Origin of the sequence: Granulicella sp. L60, from assembly GCF_009765825.1 — a bacterium.
Classification (GTDB): domain Bacteria; phylum Acidobacteriota; class Terriglobia; order Terriglobales; family Acidobacteriaceae; genus Edaphobacter.
The window spans coordinates 1157703-1176960 of record NZ_LMUR01000018.1; the positions used below are offsets into that span (position 1 = coordinate 1157703).

The window sequence follows — 19258 nt, forward strand, 5'->3', positions numbered from 1 at the left end:
CCCCCGGCAATCACCGCCGGCTCAGCCAGCCTCCCGCCCCCCACCATCCCACACGCCAGATACCCGCTCCCCGGCTCAATCACCCTCACCCCGCGCACCCGCAGCGTCTCTACATTCGCCCGCGTCGCCGCATGCTCCCACATATTCACATTCATCGCCGGAGCCACCACCACCGGAGCCGTCGTCGCCAGAAACATCGTCGACAAAAAATCATCAGCCAGCCCATGCGCAAACTTCGCCAGCATATCCGCCGTCGCCGGAGCCACCACCAGCAGCCCCGTCGTCTGCGCCTCTTCAATATGCTCGACCGAAGACTCGCCCTCTTCCGTCCCCGTCCCAGCCTCCGCACCCCAAAGCGTCGTTATCACCCGATGGCCCGAGATCGCCGCAAACGTCAGCGGCCGCACAAACTCCTCCGCCGCCTTTGTCATCACCACATACGGATCGAATCCCGCATCCTGCAGCAGGCGCACCAGCTCCACCGACTTGTAAGCCGCAATCCCCCCGCACACCCCGACCGTCACTTTCATTCCAGCCACACCCATCACCAGACCTCCGCCGTCAGCGACCTCTCACATTCATCACATCACAATCCTCTCAGACCCATCCGTAGCCAGCGTACAACCTCCCCTCCCCTCTGCCACTCACACCCAACGTACGGCACGACAAACTTCGCGGCCCAGCCGCCTTTCGAGGGAATCACACATGAACACCATGAATAGAATCATCTGCTGCGCGGTCCTTACCGTCTCCGGCACCGCCATGCTCCTGCCTTCACGCGCTCTCGCCCAGTCCGACAGCGACAAGAAGTTCCTCGCCATGGCCGCCCAGTCTGACCAGAACGAGATCGCCCTCAGCCAGCTCGCCGACCAGAAGACCACCAACCCCGCCGTCAAAGCCTTCGCTGAAAAGATGGTCACCGAGCACACCCAGATGACCGCCAGCATGAAGCCCTTCGCCGACGCCTGGGGCCTCACCCCACCCTCCGGCCCCGACTCCGATCACCAGAAGGCCATCGACACCCTCAACGGCCTCTCCGGCAACGACTTCGACAAGCAGTACATGAGCGACATGGTCACCGACCACGCCAAAGCCCTCCGCGCCTTCACCACCGAAGCTAAGGACACCAAAGATCCAAAGTTCCGTGCAGCCGTCATCAAGGGCAAGACCGCCGTAGCCGCCCACAAGAACATGGCCTACGACCTCAAGAAGAAGCTCTAAAGAAATAGCCTCCATCGTGCTCGATTCGTGTTCGACGAATCCGCGCTCCTATGGTGCCGTCGGGCTGAGCTTCCGGGTACTGGTGCTCGAGCTTCTTGGGATACCTTCCGCTTTTGCTTCTAGGTACCCCAAGGCTTTAGCCTTGGGCCTCCCAGCCCCCTCAAGAAGGGGGCTTTAGCCCTGGGTATGCCTTCTTCTCCACGTCAAGACCCAAATCGTCCACACTCAAAACCCGAAGCCTCTCGCAGCCCCACCGCGAGAGGCTTCGCCATTAACAAACCTCAAGCCCACCCCGGCACACACCCAACCATCTGCCACATCATCTGATCCAGCGCCGCATTAATCTGGTCCGAAGGCTCTGTCCGCGTATTCGTCAGCGCCGCCCAGCACATCCCCGTAGACGTCCGCACCATCAGCGTCGTCGACCCCGGCAGACTCCCGTTGTGCCACCAACTCCCCGCGCCGTTCCCCCGCACCATCCACCCCCGCGCATACCTCGCCTGCGCCGTCGGATCGAACGCCGGCGCAGGCGTCGTCATCATCTTGATCGTCGCCGGTTTCAACAGACTAGGAATCGTCCCCACCCCGCCCACGTGGTCCAGAAACATCACCAGATCCGACGCCGTCGCCAGCCACCCGCCATTCGCGTCCATCCGCGTCACATTTATCTTGTACGGATCCTCGCTGTACTGCCCGTAGTACACCACCTCATTCGTCGCCCGCTGCCGCAGCGTATTCCCCGCAATCTTCATATCCGTAATCCCGCACGGCGCCAGAATATTCGCCTGCACATACCCCTCATACGTCTGCCCCGTCACCTGTTCAATCACCCTCCCCAGCACGCAGTAACCAAAGTTCGAGTAAGCCCAGTGCTGTCCCGGCGGATACGTCTGCGGCAGATTCTCCAGCGTCCACCCAATCAGCTTCGCCTGATCCCACGAATCAAACCGGAACATCGGATCGGTCGAATCGTTCGACCACCCTCCCGACGTATGCGTCAGCAGATCGTCCACCGTCACATCCGTCACATACTGCTTATACGGAGCCTTCCCATACTTCGTCCCCAAAACCCCCGACGGCCCAAACACCTTATCGTTCAAATTCAGCTTGCCCTGCTCGATCAAGCTGAAGATCGTCACCGACGTAATCGGCTTGGTCACGCTCGCAATCCGAAACAGGCTCGCCTGCTGCACCTGCTGCATCGTCTCCCTGTCCGCCATGCCATCTGCCTGGTCGTAGACAAACCTCCCATTCCGCGTAATCGCAATCGAGCTCGCCGGAACCGAAAACTGCTGACGAAACTGAAACGCCGTCCGTCCCATCGCGCCGCGCTGCGCTCCCGTAGGCCCCCCATCCGCAGGCCCTTGCCCCATCACACGCGGAACCATCCCCGCTACAGCTACTCCCAGCATCTGACCCATCACAGAGCGCCGACTCAGCATCTTCTTACCTCGCTTTTTACAAAGATTATGTCCTGCCGGACGGGCCGCTTACTCAGCGGGAGGTCACTTCGTGACGTGTATACCGGTCTCGGCAGGATAGACTGCTTTCGTCCTCCCGTTGGTCGGAATCATCATCGCCGACCAGCGGGAGGCCCATCGCCAATCATCCTGCCACGACAAGGTACAAAAGTCACGAAGTGACCTCACCACGAGCAGTGGGCCCGTCCGGCAGGACAAAGTCTCTAGAAGAAGGAGCCCTCATGAAAATAAGTCTCGCCATCCTCCTCTCCCTCACCAGCGCCATCACCCTCGCCCAGCAGCCCCCACCCCAGCAGCAGCCCGCCAACGTCGCCGGAAAATGGACCATCTACGCCAAAGACCCCAACGGTGGCACCAGCACCAAATACATCGAAATCGTCCAGAAAGGAAACGTCATCACCGGCCACTTCAAAGGTCCGAACCAATCCGGCGGCATCGAAGGCACCATCAACATGCGCCACATCGTCTTCCACACCAAGACCCGCGAAGTCCTCAACTTCGGCGGCCAGGTCGAAGGTCCAAACGACCACGGCAACATCCAGGCCACCGCCATGCGCGGCAACTTCCACGCCCGCGGAGGCGCCGGCGAATGGCAGGCCGTCCCCTCCAACTAAGCTCAAACACCATCACCGCCCGGGAGGCGTCACCCGAACCACCCTTGCCCGACACTCCCGCAACCCCTGGCAAGCAATCGGCCTCAGATCATCCTTCGCCATACAAACCTCAATCGCTGTCAGTCGATTATTCCCGCAGCTCAACACCACGCTCCCCCGCGGAAACGACGGATTCGCCCTCGCAAACTCATCCAGAATCTCCACCGGCTTCAACATCACCTCATGGTCCAGTTCGGTGAACAGCTTCGGCACCCTCACCTCGCCAAACGCCCGATGCTCCAGCAGAAAGAAATCATCCGCCGCCAGCGTCGTACACGTCCCATGCTTGCTCCACTCATGCCGCAGCAGCGACTCATCCGGCGTAATGTCGAGATTCTTCTCCGGATGCACCGGCCCCTCCCGCTCGCTGCAAAACACAGGATACGAGCCGTCATAATTCTGCGGCCATAGCCCATGCACCACAAACCCCGGACGCGCCGCACACTGCGGATTCGTCCCCCGGATCGAACAAAACTCCGGCGACCACGAAAGATTCAGCAGATAGAAATCGAACTTCCCCGGCTCACCCTTCCCGTGCGCCCCCGCCCGCGCCGACAGAAACGCCACCATCAAAAATCCCACGCACAACAGCACCACCTGCCGCGAAAAAGTCTTCATACCCCACATGCTAGACCACGCACACACAGCCAGCCACTTACTTCGCTCCCCGTAAAACGCGCTCCCTCTCCATCTCAACCGCCACCAGCGGACCCACACCATGATGCCGCCCCAACACCCCCGCAATGCCATCATGCAGCGGCGAGTCCCTCCGCACAAACCAGCACTCCCGATCCCCCTGCCCGTCGCCCCAACCCCTCCGCTGTCGATAAAACTCCGATCCATAAGACACCACCCAAAGCTCATACTCCGAAGCCGGCGCACCCATCGCAACGTTCCGCGTCATGTTCTGCCAAGTGCGGCTCACATACTTCGACTGCCACCCCGGCTGTTTCAAGCAGCTCTCCGACATATCCGGATGCTCCACAACCACATCGGCCCGCAGCCTCTCGACATCCTCTGGCTGAACAAACTGCCGTGCGAACGCCGCCGTATTCAAACCCCACGGATCGTAGCTCACCCACCCCGAGTAGTACGTCAGAAATCCCGTCTCCGTCGTAACCATCGTGCCGCGCCCACGCAGCGCCCCCAGATCCTCAGCCAAGCTCTTGATCTCCGTAAACTGCAGATCCCGATACGTGCGAAGCTCCCGATAGAACGGCATCGCAATCAACGCCAACCAAGCCCCAAATCCGATGAGCAGCAGTGTCCGTCGCGAAATCCCTAGCGCAGACCAGTTCAACGCCAGCAGAATAGCCGCCGCCAGCGGCAGATAATAAAAAAATCTATCGCCGATATTCTGGTCAAGACGCATCATCCAGTAAAACCCCGTCGGTATCGCAAACAAACACACCCACAGATACCTCGGCCGCAAACCCCGCAGCCTGATGCACGGCACCAGCAGCGCCGCGTCGAACAGCAGATACTTCACACTCACCTGTACCGAGTGCGAGACCACAAGCCCCATCACCCGCACCGCATCCGACTTTACATAAAACGGCAGCGGAAACAGCTCGCCAAAGTACCGCCACCTCCAAGCGAAGTACAACATCCCCGGAGCCACAAAGATCGCCGCAACCTCAGCCCACGCCCTTCCTCTCCGCTCCGAAACGAACGCCGCATAGATCAGCAGCGGAACCGCGAAGACCACTCCATCCGGCCGAAATAAACAGAGCGCCAGACCCACCAGAGCAGCCCACCCAACCCTCCGCTCCGTCGCCATCAGCACCAGCAACGCCAGCAGCATCGCATCGGGCAGCACCGCAAATCCCGCCGCCGCCGCAAAGATCTGCGGAAACAGCCCCACACACCCGGCCACCGCAAGCACGCGCCGCACCGAGATCCGAAGCCTCGCCAGCCGCAGCAGCACCGCAGACAGCCCAACCAGCGACACGACATTGACCGCCGCAGAAAACCAGAGAGGCGCAAGACCCAGCCGCATCGCTCCCGCAACCAGCGCCATCCACGCAAAGTCCGTCGCGCCCTCGGCGTGCGGCCCACCCGCAAAAAAAGTAATCGCGCCATGCCCCGCAAGATTCTTGCTGTACTCAAACAGCACCGTGGCATCTTCCGCAGGTAAAAAATACCGCGGCACAAGCGCAAGCAGCCCAAGAACGACCGCGCCGTATATCTCCAGCAACACGACGAGCGCAGACTCAACTCCCGAGTACTTCCCCCGTGGAGCACCGTCCATTGCGATGTAGGCGTTGGGACTCGACAAGCCCTTATTTTACTTCTCTCGTGCTAACCTTCGTCTTTCTAGCTACACCCGAGCAGATAGCCTATATCTCGACCGTCATCCTCCAACCCAACGTCAGCAGCCAGTGCCCGTGCTTCGATACTATAAAGTTGAGGCGTCTCAAACCGAGCACCGCGCCGTCATCAACCCCGTCACTCATCTAACATGTAACAGGCACAGGAGCACACTTGAACCGTCGTAGCTTTCTCGCAACCGGCGCAGCATCGCTCGCCCTCGGCGCATCAGCCCACAAGGCAAACGCCTCCAGCATCAGCAAAGAGAGCATCAACGCGCCCGACGCACCGCTCTCCTCGCAGACCCCCGACGGCCTCAATCCTCCAGGAATCAAGACCGCAGGCATTCGCATGATCCCCGTCGTCGGCGGCAAGTACAAAGTATGGACCAAGCGTGTCGGCAGCGGTCCCATCAAGGTCCTCCTTCTCCACGGTGGCCCCGGCGCCAGTCACGAGTACCTCGAAGTCATGGAGTCCTTCCTTCCCGCCGCCGGCATCGAGTACTACTACTACGATCAGCTAGGCTGCGGTAACTCCGATCAGCCCGACGATCCCTCCCTCTGGACCCTCGCGCGATACACCCAGGAGGTCGAAGAGGTCCGCCGCGGCCTCGGCCTCGAAAACTTCGTCCTCTACGGCCACTCCTGGGGCGGCATCCTCGCCCTCGAGTACGCGCTCAACTACCAGCAACATCTCCGCGGCCTCATCATCTCCGACATGACCGCCGGCACCCAGTCCTACCTCAAACGCACCGCCGCCCTCAAAGTCCAGATGCTCTCCCCCGCCTCGCTCGCGACCCTTGAGGCGCTCGAGGCAAAGAGCGCCTACGACTCCCCCGAGTACGAAAAGATCATGATGGAAGAGCTCTACCCCCAGATGATCTGCCGAACCAAGCCCTGGCCCGAACCCTTCACCCGCTCCTTCAGCCATCTAAACGAGAAGATCTACAACCAGATGCAGGGCAAGAGCGAGTTCCTCGTCACCGGCAACCTCAAAGACTGGGAGCGTTGGGACCGCCTGCACGAGATCAAGACCAAAGCCCTCACCATCGGCGCCCGCTACGACGAGATGGACCCCGAAGACATGAAGAAGATGGCAAAGCTCATGCCCAACGCCACCTCCTTCATCTGTCCCAACGGCAGCCACCTCTGCATGTGGGACGACCAGGCCTTCTACTTCCAAAACCTCCTGCCCTTCCTCAAGTCCCTCTAGGCAGTATCGACCTATAGCCTGAGCGTAAGTGATGGATGGATATAGAAAGTGTCATCCTGAGCGGAGCCTCTCGCAGTCTCATCGCGAGAGGCGTAGTCGAAGGACCTGCGACTCCCTCGGCGTGCCAATACTCTCTCCTTATCTCGCACCACATCCGGCACAGTTCCGCATCGTGCTATAGGCCGAGACCACCTAGCCACCACGGAATCATCGCCGCGCAGACTTCCTCGTCCTCAACCAGCACAGTAGAACCGTTGTTCTACACTGTGCCGTGAGGAGGACAACAGCCATGACCTTCCCCGCCGCTGTGCCGGAGATCCCGTCGACTGATGTCGACAGATCCGCAGCCTACTACGTCAACACGCTAGGCTTCACCCTCGACTGGGGGAACGACCAGGACGGCATCGCAGGCATCTCCAGGGGGCAATTGTAGACTCTTTCTCACCAATCGCACTTTCCGGAAGTCCCACGGCAACACCGGCCCAGTCCTCTTCTGGCTCAATCTCGATAGCAAGGCCGAGGTAGACGAACTCTTCGCGCAGTGGAAGTCTGCGCAAGCGAAGATCCTATCCGAGCCCGAAGACAAACCATGGAAGCTGCGCGAGTTTATGGCCGCCGATCTAGACGGCAACCTCATTCGCGTCTTCTACGATCTTCGTGGCGACGTGTAAAAAAAGTAGACGTGCCGTACACGAGTCCTTTCTATCTAAGAACAACAGCCGGGTGCCCCATATCTCGACTTTGAGATGTGGGCATCGCGCGACGCGCGACCGTCTTCCTCCAACCGCCATAAAATCTTACCCCCACGCAAGCTACAATCAGCCAAGCATGATCGCTCACCTACGCGGACGTCTCCTCTCCAAAACTCCCAATCAAGCCATCGTCGAATGCGCCGGCGTAGGCTACGACGTCACCATCAGCGTCACCACCTTCTCCGCGCTCCCCTCCGAGAACACGGAGGCGACCCTCCACATCCACACCCACGTCCGCGAAGATCAGATCGCCCTCTTCGGCTTCTCCGAGACCCAGGAAAAACGCCTCTTCGAAAAGCTCCTCACCATCTCCGGCATCGGCCCCAAGCTGGCCATCACCGTCCTCAGCGGCATCGCCTCAGACCGCCTCGTCACCGCCATCCGCTCCGCCGACCACGCCACCCTCACCCGCATCCCCGGCATCGGCAAAAAGACCGCCGAGCGCGTCGTCCTCGAACTCAAAGACAAGCTGGACGACATGGCCGTCGCCATCCCCACCTCCACCGGCGCAACCCACCACGGCCCCGCAGCCGACGACGCCCTCTCTGCCTTAGTCAACCTCGGCTACGCCCGTCCTGTCGCCCAGAAGGCCATCGAGACCGCCATCGAAAAGAACCCAGCCACTGCCCAGGACTTCGAGCTCCTCTTCCGCGCCGCCATGCAGTCCATCCGTTAATCCCAAGCGACCAACTGGAGCAGCAACCGAAGGGACACACAAGTCACGAAGTGACCTCCCCGCGAGCAGCGGGCCCGTCCGGCAGGACAAGTCTTTCAGCATCGAAACCAGCATTGAAAAAGAAAAAATAAATCCCAAAACCGTGTCACATTTTTCCAGCCAAAATTACTGGCAGCGAACAACCACGAACTCACCAGCAAGCCACCACATCCACCATGCAAACTCACCACGTTTGCACCACAAAATTCTCAAAAACCCCTGCAAAAACCCCATTCCACCACACGAACAAAAAACTGCGCAAACAACTCCAAAAATCAGACGGCCTCGAAACCGTTTGAGCGATTTCGAGGCCATAAGTTTGCAGACGGCCCGTAAGCCGAATTCTGTTCTAGACGATCATTCCTCTACGCGACGCATTACTGCGGCGCTTTAGCAACCTACCCGCAGGTTTTGGCTCCCATCCCCATTGAAATCAACAGTTCCGAGTCTCTCCGCCTTGGCGCATCGGGCCGATACGCTTCCTGCCGCCTGGAGAGGAGCGGCAAGATCCCTGCCTATTTGGTCTTGCTCCGTGTGGGGTTTACCCTGCCGCGAACATTACTGCCCGCGCGGTGCGCTCTTACCGCACCTTTTCACCCTTACCTCAAGAGCTTACAGATTTACCGAAGTAAATCAACAACTTGAGGCGGTTCATTCTCTGTTGCACTTGCCGTCCAGAGGTCTTGAAACCTCCGTCCCGGACGTTATCCGGCACACTGCCCTGCGGAGTTCGGACTTTCCTCCCCCGCCCAACACCTTACGGCCCGGGCGGCAGCGATCATCCAGCCGCCTGCCCCTCCAGTGTACCCCACCGAATGAACAAAACCCCCGTGAAATGCGTAACCACCGCTACTCAATCCTCGCATTACAAGCACGCAGGGTTGATACTCTCAACACACCAGTTAAGGGGTTCGAAGTGGAGTTCAAAGAGGCCGTAAAGATCGCGCTGCAGTCGCTCTGGGCGAACAAGCTCCGCTCGGTCCTGACCCTGCTCGGCGTGGTCATTGGCGTGGCCAGCGTCATCGCCGTCGTAACCTTGGTCAACGGCGCTAACACCTTTGTTACTACCAAGTTCACCAGCTACGGCGCCGACGTCTTCACCGTCTCGAAGATGCCCGCCATCATCACAAACTCAGAGGACTACGAACGCTTCCAGAAGCGCAAAGACATCCTCTTCCCCGACTATCTCGCCATCAAGGACAACTGCAAGCGCTGCACCGGAATCGGCGCGCAACAAGCGACCACAGGCAAGGTAGTTCGCGGCACAGAATCCGTCACCGACTCCAGCATCCGCGGCTACACCGCGCAGATGCCCGAGCTTCAGAACCTGAACATTATGCAGGGCCGCGGCTTCACCGACACCGACGAGGAGCACGCCTCCCGCGTCGCCATCATCGGCACCGACATTCAGGATCACCTCTTCGCTGGTATCAGCCCTCTCGGCCAGGAGCTGCGTGTCGACGGCACCCCATACACAGTCGTCGGCGTGAGTGAAAAGCAGGGCAGCACCTTTGGAGCGAGCCAGGACAACTGGGTTGCAGTACCCCTGACCGCATATCAAAAGAGCTACGGAACCGCGAAAACACTCACGATCTACATCAAAGCAGGCGAGGCCGGAGACATTCTGCAGGACGCAGCCGACGAGGTGCGCGTGCTGGTGCGCTCGCGTCGCCACGATGCGCCAGGCGCACCCGATTCATTCGAACTGGACACCAACAACACCCTGGTTGGATTCTTCAGCACCATCACAAAGTCCTTCGGCGCAGTTGCCGGTGCCATCGCATTGATCTCGCTCGTCGTCGGCGGCATTGTCATCATGAACATCATGCTGGTCAGCGTCACTGAGCGCACCCGCGAGATCGGCATCCGCAAAGCCCTGGGTGCGCGGCCACGAGACATTCTCATGCAGTTCCTCATCGAATCTGCCACAATGGCACTGGTAGGCGGCATCTTCGGTGTCATCGGCGGAATGGTGGTGGCGCAGGTCGTGACGGTCCTCGTCGGATTCCCCTCGACCATCGCGCTCTGGAGCGTATTCGTAGGTCTGATCATGGCGACCTCAACAGGTATCTTCTTCGGCGTCTATCCCGCGCGCAAGGCAGCGCAGCTGGACCCAATCGTCGCACTGCGGGCGGATTAGAGCGAGTTTCAGGAAGGCAGCGTTATGCGCATAGGCGACACAAAAGAGACCGTCACAATGGCACTCGACACGCTTCGCACCAATAAACTGCGCAGCGGACTCACCATCCTTGGAATCGTCATCGGCGTGATGACCGTCATCGTGATCTCATCGGTGGTCAATGGTCTGAACAATAACGTTGCGAGCCTAGTGGAGTCTTTGGGATCGAATGTACTGTTTGTGTTTCGCTTTCCGGTCTTCGGTCAACGGCCAACCACCGAGATGCTCACGCGCAAGCAGTTGACCTATGACGATGCGATGGCCATGAAGAGTCTGCCCCATGTTGTGGCCGTGTCGCCGGCGTTGCAATATACCGACAACACGGCGCCCGGCCGAGGTGGCAATACATCGATCAAAGCCGGTGGCAAGAAGATGCAGAACACCATCCTTGAAGGCGACACCCCGGATGAAAAAGAGGTCAACGACTTCGACATGCGCGAGGGACGTTTCTTCGACGACTTCGACCAGACCAGGGCAGCACGGGTTGTTGTGCTCGGCAGCGACACCGCTGATGAACTGTTTCCTGGACAGAGCGCTACCGGCAAAGAGGTCCAGGCCGCTGGCATGGTCTTTACCGTTATCGGTGTTCTCGAGCCGCAAAAACAGGCATTTGGCGGTGGGAAGAACCCTCAAGACAATAAGGCGATCTTCCCCATCACCACCTTTCACAGCATCCATCCCGAAGAGCTGGACTACTGGATCACTTTGAAATACGACGACCCCAAGAATCGGCCCGTTGTAGAAGACGAGTTGACTGAATTGCTTCGCCGTCGTCGAAAGGTTGCGAATGCAGCTCAAGATAACTTCGCCATCTTCGGCACCGATACCCTCACAAGACTTTGGAATCAAATAACGGGCGGCTTGTTTCTTCTGCTCTTCGCACTCTCGAGCGTAGCTCTGCTAGTCGGTGGAGTCGGCGTAATGAACATCATGTTGGTGAGCGTGACCGAGCGGACGCGAGAGATAGGAATCCGTAAGGCGATCGGCGCCACGAAACAAACCATCCTTGCGCAGTTCACATTGGAGGCGATTACGCTTTGCGCTGTGGGTGGGCTCATTGGCGTAGTTCTGGGAAGCGCTATCGCACTGGCGCTGCACTTTCTAATGCCATCCTTACTTTCGACGATGTGGATTGCTGTAGCCTTTGCAAGTTCCTGCGGGATTGGGCTTTTATTCGGTATCTATCCGGCGTGGAAGGCGGCTAACCTGAACCCGATCGAAGCACTGCGCTACGAGTAAGGTGAGGAACGGACTCATTCGAGCAACACGGTTGATAGACTAACCAGATGGCCACAGCAATCGAGGCGATCACAACCCTGCTGACGCTCGCCGGGTTGGCATACCTGCTGCTGGCGCTCTTAGGTATCCGAAACTTTGCGCATTACTGGCGGACAAAGAAGGTAGATAAAGGCTTCGCGCCTGATGTCACCATCCTGAAACCGGTAAAGGGCGTGGACCAGCGCATGTACGCAGGTCTGGAGAGCCACTGTCGACAGCAGTACGCAGGAGACTTCGAGATTGTCTTCGGTGTAAGCAGTCTGGCCGATCCAGCTGTCGCAGAGATCGAACAGCTGAAGTTGGAGTTCCCATCCTGTGCGATTCGGGTCGTAGAGTGCCCCGAACGGCTCGGAACATCCGGCAAGATGAGCAACCTCGTGCAGATGCTGCGTGAGGCTCGTTATGAGCATGTGATCATCAACGACAGCGACATTCTGGTTTCGCCACATTATCTGTCACGGGTGATGGAGTGCTTTGTTGATGCAAGCGTGGGCCTAGTGACGGTCCCCTATATCGGTCGCACCTCAGAAGATGGTCCAGCGCTGACGCTGTGGTCCAAACTAGAGGCTCTCGGCATCTCGACTGACTTCCTGCCTGGCGTCCTCACAGCACGACGACTCGAAGGCGGCATTCGCTTCGGCCTTGGCTCTACGCTAGCCACCACGAAGACCGTATTGGCAAAGATAGGCGGCTTGGAGCCGCTGGTGGAGTATCTTGCAGACGACTACGAGCTGGGGGCGCGAATCGCAAGCGTTGGCTATCGCGTGGAGTTGTGTGCCGAAGTTGTGGAGACGACGGTGCCGTTTTATTCGTTCCGGAGCTTCAAAGATCATCAGTTGCGTTGGGTTCGATCCATGCGGGACTCGCGCCGACTTGGTTACGTGGGCGTTGGGATCACATACGCCCTGCCATGGGCGATGATGAACTGCATTGCAAGCGGATTCGCTCTCTGGAGCTTTTCGCTGCTGAGCATTGTTGTGCTCGCGCGCGTCGCGGTGGCGTTGTCTGCCGGGGTAGGGGTACTGGGCGACGGTCAGGTACTGCGTGATCTGTGGCTGCTTCCGTTACGAGACTGTTTCGGATTGGCTTTCTGGGCCTGGAGCTACGCGGGAGATACAGTTGTTTGGCGTGGAGAGCGGTTTACGTTGCGCGATGGCAGGTTGACTCCTGTCGGTCGACGATGATGGCGCCCGGCTATGATGAGTATCGTAAAGGTAGAGCAAGGTTCGGGAGCTTGGGTTGAATGAGCTGGTGCAGATCGCGGGGCCGCCGACAGAGCTGATCTTCGGCGACTGGTATCCGGCGATGCGGGCGGGCGAGCTGCGCGCTGGCAAGACTGCGAAGGCGATGCTGCTCGGCGTGCCGCTGTTGCTGGGACGAAAGACCGGGGGAAGCCTCTTTGCGCTGCGTGATCTTTGTCCGCATCGTGGCATTCCACTATCCGCAGGTTGGTTCGACGGTGAGACGGTGACGTGCAAGTATCATGGCTGGCGATTCGAGCCGTGTAGCGGGCAGTGTGTTGAGATTCCGTCATTGACCAGTCATGAGACGCTGGATCCGACGAAGATCTTTGCAAGTGCCTTTCCTTGCGAAGAGCGTGACGGCTACGCCTGGGTGTATCTTCCGGAGCCGGGCACGGGACGTGTAGGGGATGCATTGCCTGCGATCCCTGAGGTGCCGAAGTTCTCCACGCGTTATCGCAGCGCGCATCTGCTGGCTGAGCTGCCGTGCAATGTGGATCATGGAATCATCGGGCTGATGGATCCGGCGCATGGTCCGTTCGTGCACCAGAGTTGGTGGTGGCGCAGCCGGGCGAGCATACATGAGAAGGAGAAGCGCTTCGAACCTCTTCCGGAGGGTTTTCGGATGTCGGCTCATGCTCCTTCCGGCAATAGCGCGCCTTACAAACTGCTGGGCGTCTATGGTGAACCGATCGTGACGACTATCGACTTCGTGTTGCCGAATCGACGGTACGAGACGATTCGATGCGGAGAGAAGTGGTTTTCCAGCCTGACCACCGTGACTCCTGTTACCGCTTCGACTTGCCGGATCGATGTGTATGCGGCCTGGAATATCTTTTATTACGTTCCATTTGTAACTTCTATCGCTACCTACTTTGGAGCGCGGTTTGTGCGGCAGGATCAGCAGACGATGATCGAGCAGGCCGAGGGGCTAAGGTTCCATCCTGGGCTGATGCTGATCGACGATGCGGACAAGCCGGCGAAGTGGTACTTCGCTTTGAAGCAGGCACGGTTGAAGAAGTCCGGCGAGCACCCGATGAGTGGTCCGGTTACGCTGCACTGGCGCAGCTGACTTTTTTCTACTGGCTCAGTGGCGGGGGCCTTCGGCGGTGTTGGCGGTGATCTTTTCGAGCTGCTGGAGGTGGTTGATATCATGGCCGGCCATGGTCTCTACGATGGTCCAGAGGGTCATGGTGCCGCGTTCGGGGTGGGTGGTGGGGCGGTGGCGGTCGTCCTGGGAGACGGTGGTGAGGAAGAGCAGATTCCAGTTGCGGGCGGCCTGGAAGAGGGCGAGTCCGGGTTCGAGCTGGTAGGCGCTGTAGCGCCTGGCCCAGGCCTCCTGGTCGAAGGGCTGGATGAGAGCGTGCTCTTCGGCTAGGGTCTGGCGGAGGCGAAAGGAGAAGACGAGTTCGCAGTCGGCGAGGTGGGCGACGATCTCGCAGATGTTCCACTTGCCGGGGGCCGGCGGGGTGTTGATCTGGGCACCGGAGAGGTTCGCGGTGAGGCTGCGGATGCGCTCGGCGGTGGTGGTGAGGACGGGGATCGGCTCCTGTCCATTCAGGAATATGGCGTACGGGTTCAGCTCCATGGGAAGACGTTACCATGCCAAGTTTGGCTGGGCTAGGAGTTTTGGTTCTCCCAAGGATCGTAGGTGCCGAGGTGCCAGAGGTGGCCTTCGGGGTCGCGGCAGGTGAAGGCGCGGCCGCCGTAGGGCATGTCGGCGATGTCGAGTACGATCGCGGCTCCGGCGGCCTTGGCGGTGGCGTAGGCGGCGTCTGCGTCGGTGACGAGGAGGGTGATGGCCTTGGTCTCGCGGAGGCCGATCTCGTCGGGCTGGACCATGAGCTTGCTGAAGTCGCTGAGGTTTTCGACTGAGCCGAGCATGATCATGCCGTTGCCGAAGGTGAGCTGGGCGTGCATGACGGTGGTGTTGTCCGGGGCGAGGTAGACGGCTTGCTTCTCGAAGCCGAAGGCGGTCTGGAGCCAGTCGATGGCGGCGAGTGCGTTGCGGTAGCGGAGGCTGGGGATGACGGCGGAGCGACAGGGTCTGGCTGGGCTGTTCATGTCGGGTTGGCTTCCTGGGTATGGAGGTCGCTTGCTGGTGACGATTTTAGCCCTAGTGGCTGTTTGGGAGGGGTACCCCACCCCCCTGGGGGGTTGGTATAGGCAAGCTGTTTTGTTTCAATAATTTGGCAAAATGGCTCCCTGTAAATATGAGATTGCAAAGGGCTTAGGGGTAAATATTTCATTCGATTGGGTTTAGCTGGTTCTCCTTTTTTGACTTCGTTATTTAATCTCTATATACAGGATAACGGTTGGAGGGTAACTCCTACGCCACGCGAATCTCCTTGATTGGCGCGGGTTTTCGTTGGTTTGGGGCTTGACAGGTTTGGGGTGGGTTTGGGAGGACAGGCAAGGACAAAGGCAATATTTTGTCGCTTCGGCTTCGCCTTTTGCTCCGGCCTTCGGCAGAGTGGAGGCCGCTTCGCGGCGGCGGTCTTAGACGCGAGGCTGAAGCCTCGCTCTATCTCAACGGCAACGGCAGGGGCAACGGCAAGAGCAAAGACAAAAGCAGATCCCTGCGGGATGACAAACAAAGGGGCAAAAGCAACGACAACGACAACGACAACGACAACCGCAGATCCCTACGGGATGACAAACAAAAGGACAAACAACAGCAAAGCAAAAGCAAAAGCAAAAGCAAAAGCCAGGGAAATGCCAAGCAAAGGCGAAGGCAGGGTTCAGTGCGGGGCAAACCAAATTTAAAGGCAGGTGCGTTTCTGGGATGGGGATCTAGCGGGGGATGTCGAAGCCTATGGTGCGGAGGGCGTCGTCAGTGACGAGGTAGTTTTTGTCGGGGTCGGGGCGGACGTTTCTTGTCGGGTCAGGCTGTCCGAAGGAGTGCAGGTATATGCCAGCGGCTATGAAGGCGGAGTCGAGGTCGGCTGCGCTGCGGAAGGTGGCGGTGAAGGGATTGGGGGTGTGGGTGATGTCCTCCTGCTGCTCGTACTTCAGGAGGAGGCCTTCGGGATTTTTCGGGTCGGGCGTGCAGGTGAACTTTACTTGATAGCTTTCCATGGTCGCTTCCTTCGTCGGCTTGCTGATTCGCCTGCTTGATCTTATTCGAGATGTCTCTTTGAGATGCTTGCCTGGATGGTTGGATGCAGGTTGTTGAGGGTGCTGTGTTGGTACGGGAGTGCGATGATGTTTCGATGGGTGGGTGTTTCTAGGGTGCATCGACCTATAGAGGGATGCGGATCTGTTTGGATGTGGTGCGAGATGAGGGGGGAGTATAGGCACGTTGAGCGGAGACGCAGGTCCTTCGACTACGCCTCTCGCGATGAGACTGCGAGAGGCTCCGCTCAGGATGACGCTTTCTATAGCTATTCATCACTTACCCCTCAATCCATCACTCACCCTCCCACTTATCCTCCATCCATCACTTGCTCTCAGGCTGTAGGTCGATACTACGTAGGTGGTGTGGGTGTCTTTGGTAGTGCATTTCTTTGTGGCGGTCATCAGATGGTTAGGCGAATAGGCGCGATGCTGGTGTGGCCGGTGGTTGGTTGTGGTGGGGCGCGGTTGTAGGACAATAGAGAGATAGGAATTGAGGGGTTGATTTGATGGCGGATGAGCGGGTTGTAGGGATTGATTTGGGTACGACGAATTCGTTGGTTGCGTTTATGGAGGGTGGTACGCCGGTGGTGATTCCTGGCGAGGATGGGGAGCGGCTGGTGCCGTCGGTGGTGGCGTGGACGGATAACGGCGTGGTAGTGGGGAATGCGGCGCGGGGGACGCTGATGGCGGACTCGGCGAGTGCGGTGTACTCGGCGAAGAGGCTGATGGGGCGGGATATTGAGGATGTGCAGGGGGAGCTGAAGCTGTTTCCGTTCAAGCTGGCGGAGGGGTTGAAGCCGGGTGAGGTGTTGAAGGTGAGCGTGGGCGGGTTGCTGCTGACGCCGCCGGAGATCTCGGCGTATGTGCTGCAGCAGTTGAAGAAGAATGCGGAGAGGTTCTTTGGCGGGCCGGTGACGAAGGCGGTGATTACGGTTCCGGCTTACTTCAACGATGCGCAGAGGCAGGCTACGAAGGATGCTGGGCGGATTGCGGGGCTGGAGGTGCTAAGGCTGGTGAATGAGCCGACGGCGGCGGCGTTGGCGTATGGGTTGGAGAAGAACAAAGACGGACTGATTGCGGTGTATGACTTTGGGGGCGGGACGTTCGATGTCTCGATTTTGAAGCTGCATGAGGGCATCTTTGAGGTGGTGGCGACGGGTGGGGATACGCACCTGGGTGGGGACGATATCGACAACCTGATGATTGCGATTGCGCTGGATGATATTGCCGGGGATCTGGGCGTGGATGTTCGGGGGAACGGCGAGGCGGTGCAGGCGGTTCGCAAGGCGGTGATTGAGGCGAAGATTTTGCTGTCGAGCGCGGAGACGGCGACGTTGAATGTGGAGCTGCTGGCGGTGGGTGGAGGCGAGGCGAAGCGGTATCTGCGGAAGATTACGCGGGAGCAGTTTGAGGAGTTGACTGCGGGGGTGATTGCGCGGACGGCGGAGCCTTGCAAACAGGCGCTGAAGGATGCGGGGCTGACGGCGGCGCAGATCGACGAGGTTGTGCTGGTGGGCGGGTCGACGCGGATTCCGGCGGTGCGGGTGATGGTGGATGATCTGTTTGAGCTGAAGGCGAGAGGGAAGAAGCCGCATACGGAGCTGAATCCGGATGAGGTGGTGGCGCTAGGGGCGGCGGTGCAGGCGCAGATTCTGGCGGGAGGGGCGACGGCGGGTTCGGGGCTGGAGGATCTGCTGCTGCTGGATGTGACGCCGCTGAGCCTGGGGATTGAGGCGCTGGGTGGAGTGGTGGCGAAGATTATTCAGAGGAACTCGACCATACCGGCGAGTGCGACGGAGCACTTTACGACGGGGGTGGATGGGCAGACGAATGTGGCGATCCATGTTGTCCAAGGCGAGAGAGAGTTAGCCAAGGATTGCAGATCGCTGGCGCGGTTCGATCTGAAGGGGATTCCGCCGATGGTGGCGGGGCTGCCGCGGATTGAGGTGAAGTTTCTGATCGATGCGAATGGGATTTTGCATGTGAGCGCGCGGGAGCAGAGGAGCGGGAAGGAAGCTGAGGTTGAGGTGAAGCCGACGTATGGGCTGACCGATGAGCAGGTGGAGACGATGATTCTGGACTCGTTTGATAACGCGGAGACGGATATTCAGGAGCGGCAGTCGATCGAGGCGAAGAACGAGGCTGAGACGATTTTGACCGCGGTGAAGAAGGGCAAGAGCCATGCGGCGTGGCAGATGTTGACGAGCGTGGAGATTGAGAAGATTGAACAGGCTGCGACGTTTTTAGAGGCTGCGGTGCCGGGTGGGGATCACAGGCAGATTCGCGCGGGGATTGAGCGGTTGGATAAGGCGACGCGGCGGTTTGCGGAGTTGATGATGGATAACGCGGTGTCTGGCGCGATGCAGGGCAAGACGATGGAGGCCGCAGGTGAGAGCATAGGAGTAGGGCCTACGGCTCCGCATCCGTTTGCAAAGGCGCAGGTGACGAGCTCGCATGCGGATGTGAATGCTGAGACGAAGAAGATTGAGAGTTCCATTAAGGATGAGGCTACGGCCGGAGAGTCGACGGAAGATTGAACTATGAGTGATGCGAAGAAGGATGAAGTTGTGGATTTGTCGAAGCCTGCGGGCGAGGGAATGGTTCGTGTGACGTTTTTGCCTGAGGGCAGGACGGTGGAGTTTCCGTTCGATACGCTGCCGTATGAGGGACATGGACTGCCGATGTCGTTTCTGGATGTGGCGGAGAACTATGACATTTTTCTCGACCATGCGTGCGGCGGAGTCTGCGCTTGTACGACGTGCCATCTCCATGTGAAGGAGGGCGCACAGGGGTTGAGTGAGGCGGAAGATCTGGAGCTGGATCGGATGGAGACGGCAGCGGGGATTGAGTTGAACTCGCGGCTGGGCTGCCAGGCGGTGATCGAGCGGCCGGGGACGTATGTAGTGGAGATTCCGAAGTGGAACAGGAACTATGTGCAGGAGGGTAAGCCTGCTCATGGGCCGGGGTCGTAGAAGTTTGGTTTGTTGGAGGGGAATCGTGATATCCCTGCGGCCTGTGCGAAGAACATGCAGATGCATTGTCTGCTGAAGGATGTCGTGCGGCATGCGCTGTGGTCCGCCAGGATTGTCGATATTCAAC

The 19258-nt window shown here is 59.0% G+C and carries 19 protein-coding genes, 1 other RNA gene and 1 pseudogene; 13 read left to right on the top strand and 8 right to left on the bottom strand.

Annotated features, from left to right (window positions below; translation table 11 throughout):
* On the bottom strand, positions 1 to 545 hold a 545-nt coding region (locus tag GSQ82_RS15110), incomplete at its 3' end, for a flavoprotein (protein WP_305794677.1).
* A 160-nt stretch (positions 546 to 705) separates the two neighbouring features.
* Here GSQ82_RS15110 and GSQ82_RS15115 point away from each other — a divergent pair.
* Positions 706 to 1221 (top strand): DUF4142 domain-containing protein, encoded by a 516-nt coding sequence (locus tag GSQ82_RS15115; protein WP_158793048.1) that lies wholly within the window; start codon positions 706 to 708, stop codon positions 1219 to 1221.
* Between the two features lie 281 nt (positions 1222 to 1502).
* Here the strand turns inward: GSQ82_RS15115 and GSQ82_RS15120 are convergent, their stop codons facing one another.
* Positions 1503 to 2663: a serine hydrolase gene (locus GSQ82_RS15120; RefSeq protein WP_158793049.1), complete on the bottom strand. Its 1161-nt coding sequence runs from the start codon at positions 2661 to 2663 to the stop codon at positions 1503 to 1505.
* A 260-nt stretch (positions 2664 to 2923) separates the two neighbouring features.
* On the opposite strand from GSQ82_RS15120, the gene GSQ82_RS15125 reads away from it, so the two are divergent.
* Entirely contained in the window at positions 2924 to 3316 is a 393-nt protein-coding gene (locus GSQ82_RS15125; RefSeq protein ID WP_158793050.1) for a hypothetical protein, read from the top strand.
* A gap of 12 nt (positions 3317 to 3328) precedes the next feature.
* On the opposite strand, the gene GSQ82_RS15130 is transcribed toward GSQ82_RS15125, so the two are convergent.
* Both GSQ82_RS15130 and GSQ82_RS15135 read right to left on the bottom strand, forming a co-directional pair.
* Positions 3329 to 3973: a ribonuclease T2 gene (locus GSQ82_RS15130; RefSeq protein ID WP_158793051.1), complete on the bottom strand. Its 645-nt coding sequence runs from the start codon at positions 3971 to 3973 to the stop codon at positions 3329 to 3331.
* Between the two features lie 37 nt (positions 3974 to 4010).
* Positions 4011 to 5633 (bottom strand): hypothetical protein, encoded by a 1623-nt coding sequence (locus tag GSQ82_RS15135; RefSeq protein WP_158793052.1) that lies wholly within the window; start codon positions 5631 to 5633, stop codon positions 4011 to 4013.
* 206 nt (positions 5634 to 5839) lie between these two features.
* Between GSQ82_RS15135 and GSQ82_RS15140 the strand changes: the two genes are divergently transcribed.
* The 4 genes and pseudogenes from GSQ82_RS15140 (at position 5840) to ruvA (ending at position 8305) form a co-directional block, all read left to right on the top strand.
* Positions 5840 to 6877, top strand: a complete 1038-nt coding sequence (locus tag GSQ82_RS15140; RefSeq protein WP_158793053.1) for a proline iminopeptidase-family hydrolase — start codon at positions 5840 to 5842, stop codon at positions 6875 to 6877.
* Between the two features lie 289 nt (positions 6878 to 7166).
* Positions 7167 to 7310 carry a hypothetical protein gene (locus GSQ82_RS24750; RefSeq protein ID WP_216847093.1) on the top strand — a complete coding sequence of 48 codons (144 nt, stop codon included), beginning with the start codon at positions 7167 to 7169 and terminating at the stop codon, positions 7308 to 7310.
* A 37-nt stretch (positions 7311 to 7347) separates the two neighbouring features.
* Positions 7348 to 7548: pseudogene (locus GSQ82_RS25760) on the top strand (VOC family protein); the annotation flags it as partial.
* A gap of 157 nt (positions 7549 to 7705) precedes the next feature.
* Positions 7706 to 8305: a Holliday junction branch migration protein RuvA gene (ruvA, locus tag GSQ82_RS15150; RefSeq protein ID WP_158793054.1), complete on the top strand. Its 600-nt coding sequence runs from the start codon at positions 7706 to 7708 to the stop codon at positions 8303 to 8305.
* A gap of 356 nt (positions 8306 to 8661) precedes the next feature.
* On the opposite strand, the gene rnpB is transcribed toward ruvA, so the two are convergent.
* An RNA gene (gene rnpB, locus GSQ82_RS15155) (RNase P RNA component class A) lies at positions 8662 to 9138 on the bottom strand.
* Positions 9139 to 9179: 41 nt separating this feature from the next.
* On the opposite strand from rnpB, the gene GSQ82_RS15160 reads away from it, so the two are divergent.
* The 4 genes from GSQ82_RS15160 to GSQ82_RS15175 are packed head-to-tail and all read left to right on the top strand — an operon-like array spanning position 9180 to position 14114.
* Entirely contained in the window at positions 9180 to 10484 is a 1305-nt protein-coding gene (locus tag GSQ82_RS15160) for an ABC transporter permease (RefSeq protein ID WP_158793055.1), read from the top strand.
* 24 nt (positions 10485 to 10508) lie between these two features.
* Positions 10509 to 11762, top strand: coding sequence for an ABC transporter permease (locus GSQ82_RS15165; protein ID WP_158793056.1), 1254 nt, complete (start codon positions 10509 to 10511; stop codon positions 11760 to 11762).
* A gap of 47 nt (positions 11763 to 11809) precedes the next feature.
* Positions 11810 to 12985, top strand: coding sequence for a bacteriohopanetetrol glucosamine biosynthesis glycosyltransferase HpnI (hpnI, locus tag GSQ82_RS15170; RefSeq protein WP_158793057.1), 1176 nt, complete (start codon positions 11810 to 11812; stop codon positions 12983 to 12985).
* Between the two features lie 55 nt (positions 12986 to 13040).
* Positions 13041 to 14114, top strand: a complete 1074-nt coding sequence (locus GSQ82_RS15175) for a Rieske 2Fe-2S domain-containing protein (protein WP_254061668.1) — start codon at positions 13041 to 13043, stop codon at positions 14112 to 14114.
* 15 nt (positions 14115 to 14129) lie between these two features.
* Here GSQ82_RS15175 and GSQ82_RS15180 read toward each other — a convergent pair whose 3' ends face one another.
* On the bottom strand, positions 14130 to 14630 hold the full coding sequence (locus GSQ82_RS15180; RefSeq protein ID WP_158793058.1) for a DinB family protein: 501 nt from the start codon (positions 14628 to 14630) through the stop codon (positions 14130 to 14132).
* Positions 14631 to 14662: 32 nt separating this feature from the next.
* Positions 14663 to 15106, bottom strand: a complete 444-nt coding sequence (locus tag GSQ82_RS15185) for a VOC family protein (RefSeq protein ID WP_158793059.1) — start codon at positions 15104 to 15106, stop codon at positions 14663 to 14665.
* Positions 15107 to 15628: 522 nt separating this feature from the next.
* Here GSQ82_RS15185 and GSQ82_RS15190 point away from each other — a divergent pair.
* Positions 15629 to 15808 (top strand): hypothetical protein, encoded by a 180-nt coding sequence (locus GSQ82_RS15190; RefSeq protein WP_158793060.1) that lies wholly within the window; start codon positions 15629 to 15631, stop codon positions 15806 to 15808.
* Between the two features lie 27 nt (positions 15809 to 15835).
* Here the strand turns inward: GSQ82_RS15190 and GSQ82_RS15195 are convergent, their stop codons facing one another.
* The gene (locus tag GSQ82_RS15195; RefSeq protein ID WP_158793061.1) at positions 15836 to 16120 is read right to left on the bottom strand and encodes a hypothetical protein; all 285 of its coding nucleotides are present in this window, start codon (positions 16118 to 16120) and stop codon (positions 15836 to 15838) included.
* 545 nt (positions 16121 to 16665) lie between these two features.
* Between GSQ82_RS15195 and hscA the strand changes: the two genes are divergently transcribed.
* Both hscA and GSQ82_RS15205 read left to right on the top strand, forming a co-directional pair.
* Positions 16666 to 18696 (top strand): Fe-S protein assembly chaperone HscA, encoded by a 2031-nt coding sequence (gene hscA, locus GSQ82_RS15200; protein WP_158793062.1) that lies wholly within the window; start codon positions 16666 to 16668, stop codon positions 18694 to 18696.
* A 3-nt stretch (positions 18697 to 18699) separates the two neighbouring features.
* Positions 18700 to 19131, top strand: coding sequence for a 2Fe-2S iron-sulfur cluster-binding protein (locus GSQ82_RS15205; RefSeq protein ID WP_158793063.1), 432 nt, complete (start codon positions 18700 to 18702; stop codon positions 19129 to 19131).
* Positions 19132 to 19258: the final 127 nt, after the last annotated feature.

Bases quoted from the DNA above. Each gene is read 5' to 3' on its own strand.
- hpnI (WP_158793057.1), top strand. From the start codon at position 11,810: ATGGCCACAGCAATCGAGGCGATCACAACCCTGCTGACGCTCGCCGGG.
- GSQ82_RS15190 (WP_158793060.1), top strand. From the start codon at position 15,629: ATGACAAACAAAGGGGCAAAAGCAACGACAACGACAACGACAACGACA.
- GSQ82_RS15205 (WP_158793063.1), top strand. From the start codon at position 18,700: ATGAGTGATGCGAAGAAGGATGAAGTTGTGGATTTGTCGAAGCCTGCG.
- GSQ82_RS15160 (WP_158793055.1), top strand. From the start codon at position 9,180: ATGCGTAACCACCGCTACTCAATCCTCGCATTACAAGCACGCAGGGTT.
- GSQ82_RS24750 (WP_216847093.1), top strand. From the start codon at position 7,167: ATGACCTTCCCCGCCGCTGTGCCGGAGATCCCGTCGACTGATGTCGAC.
- GSQ82_RS15125 (WP_158793050.1), top strand. From the start codon at position 2,924: ATGAAAATAAGTCTCGCCATCCTCCTCTCCCTCACCAGCGCCATCACC.
- GSQ82_RS15180 (WP_158793058.1), bottom strand. From the start codon at position 14,630: ATGGAGCTGAACCCGTACGCCATATTCCTGAATGGACAGGAGCCGATC.
- GSQ82_RS15195 (WP_158793061.1), bottom strand. From the start codon at position 16,120: ATGGAAAGCTATCAAGTAAAGTTCACCTGCACGCCCGACCCGAAAAAT.
- ruvA (WP_158793054.1), top strand. From the start codon at position 7,706: ATGATCGCTCACCTACGCGGACGTCTCCTCTCCAAAACTCCCAATCAA.
- GSQ82_RS15165 (WP_158793056.1), top strand. From the start codon at position 10,509: ATGCGCATAGGCGACACAAAAGAGACCGTCACAATGGCACTCGACACG.
- GSQ82_RS15115 (WP_158793048.1), top strand. From the start codon at position 706: ATGAACACCATGAATAGAATCATCTGCTGCGCGGTCCTTACCGTCTCC.
- GSQ82_RS15120 (WP_158793049.1), bottom strand. From the start codon at position 2,663: ATGCTGAGTCGGCGCTCTGTGATGGGTCAGATGCTGGGAGTAGCTGTA.
- GSQ82_RS15130 (WP_158793051.1), bottom strand. From the start codon at position 3,973: ATGAAGACTTTTTCGCGGCAGGTGGTGCTGTTGTGCGTGGGATTTTTG.
- GSQ82_RS15185 (WP_158793059.1), bottom strand. From the start codon at position 15,106: ATGAACAGCCCAGCCAGACCCTGTCGCTCCGCCGTCATCCCCAGCCTC.
- hscA (WP_158793062.1), top strand. From the start codon at position 16,666: ATGGCGGATGAGCGGGTTGTAGGGATTGATTTGGGTACGACGAATTCG.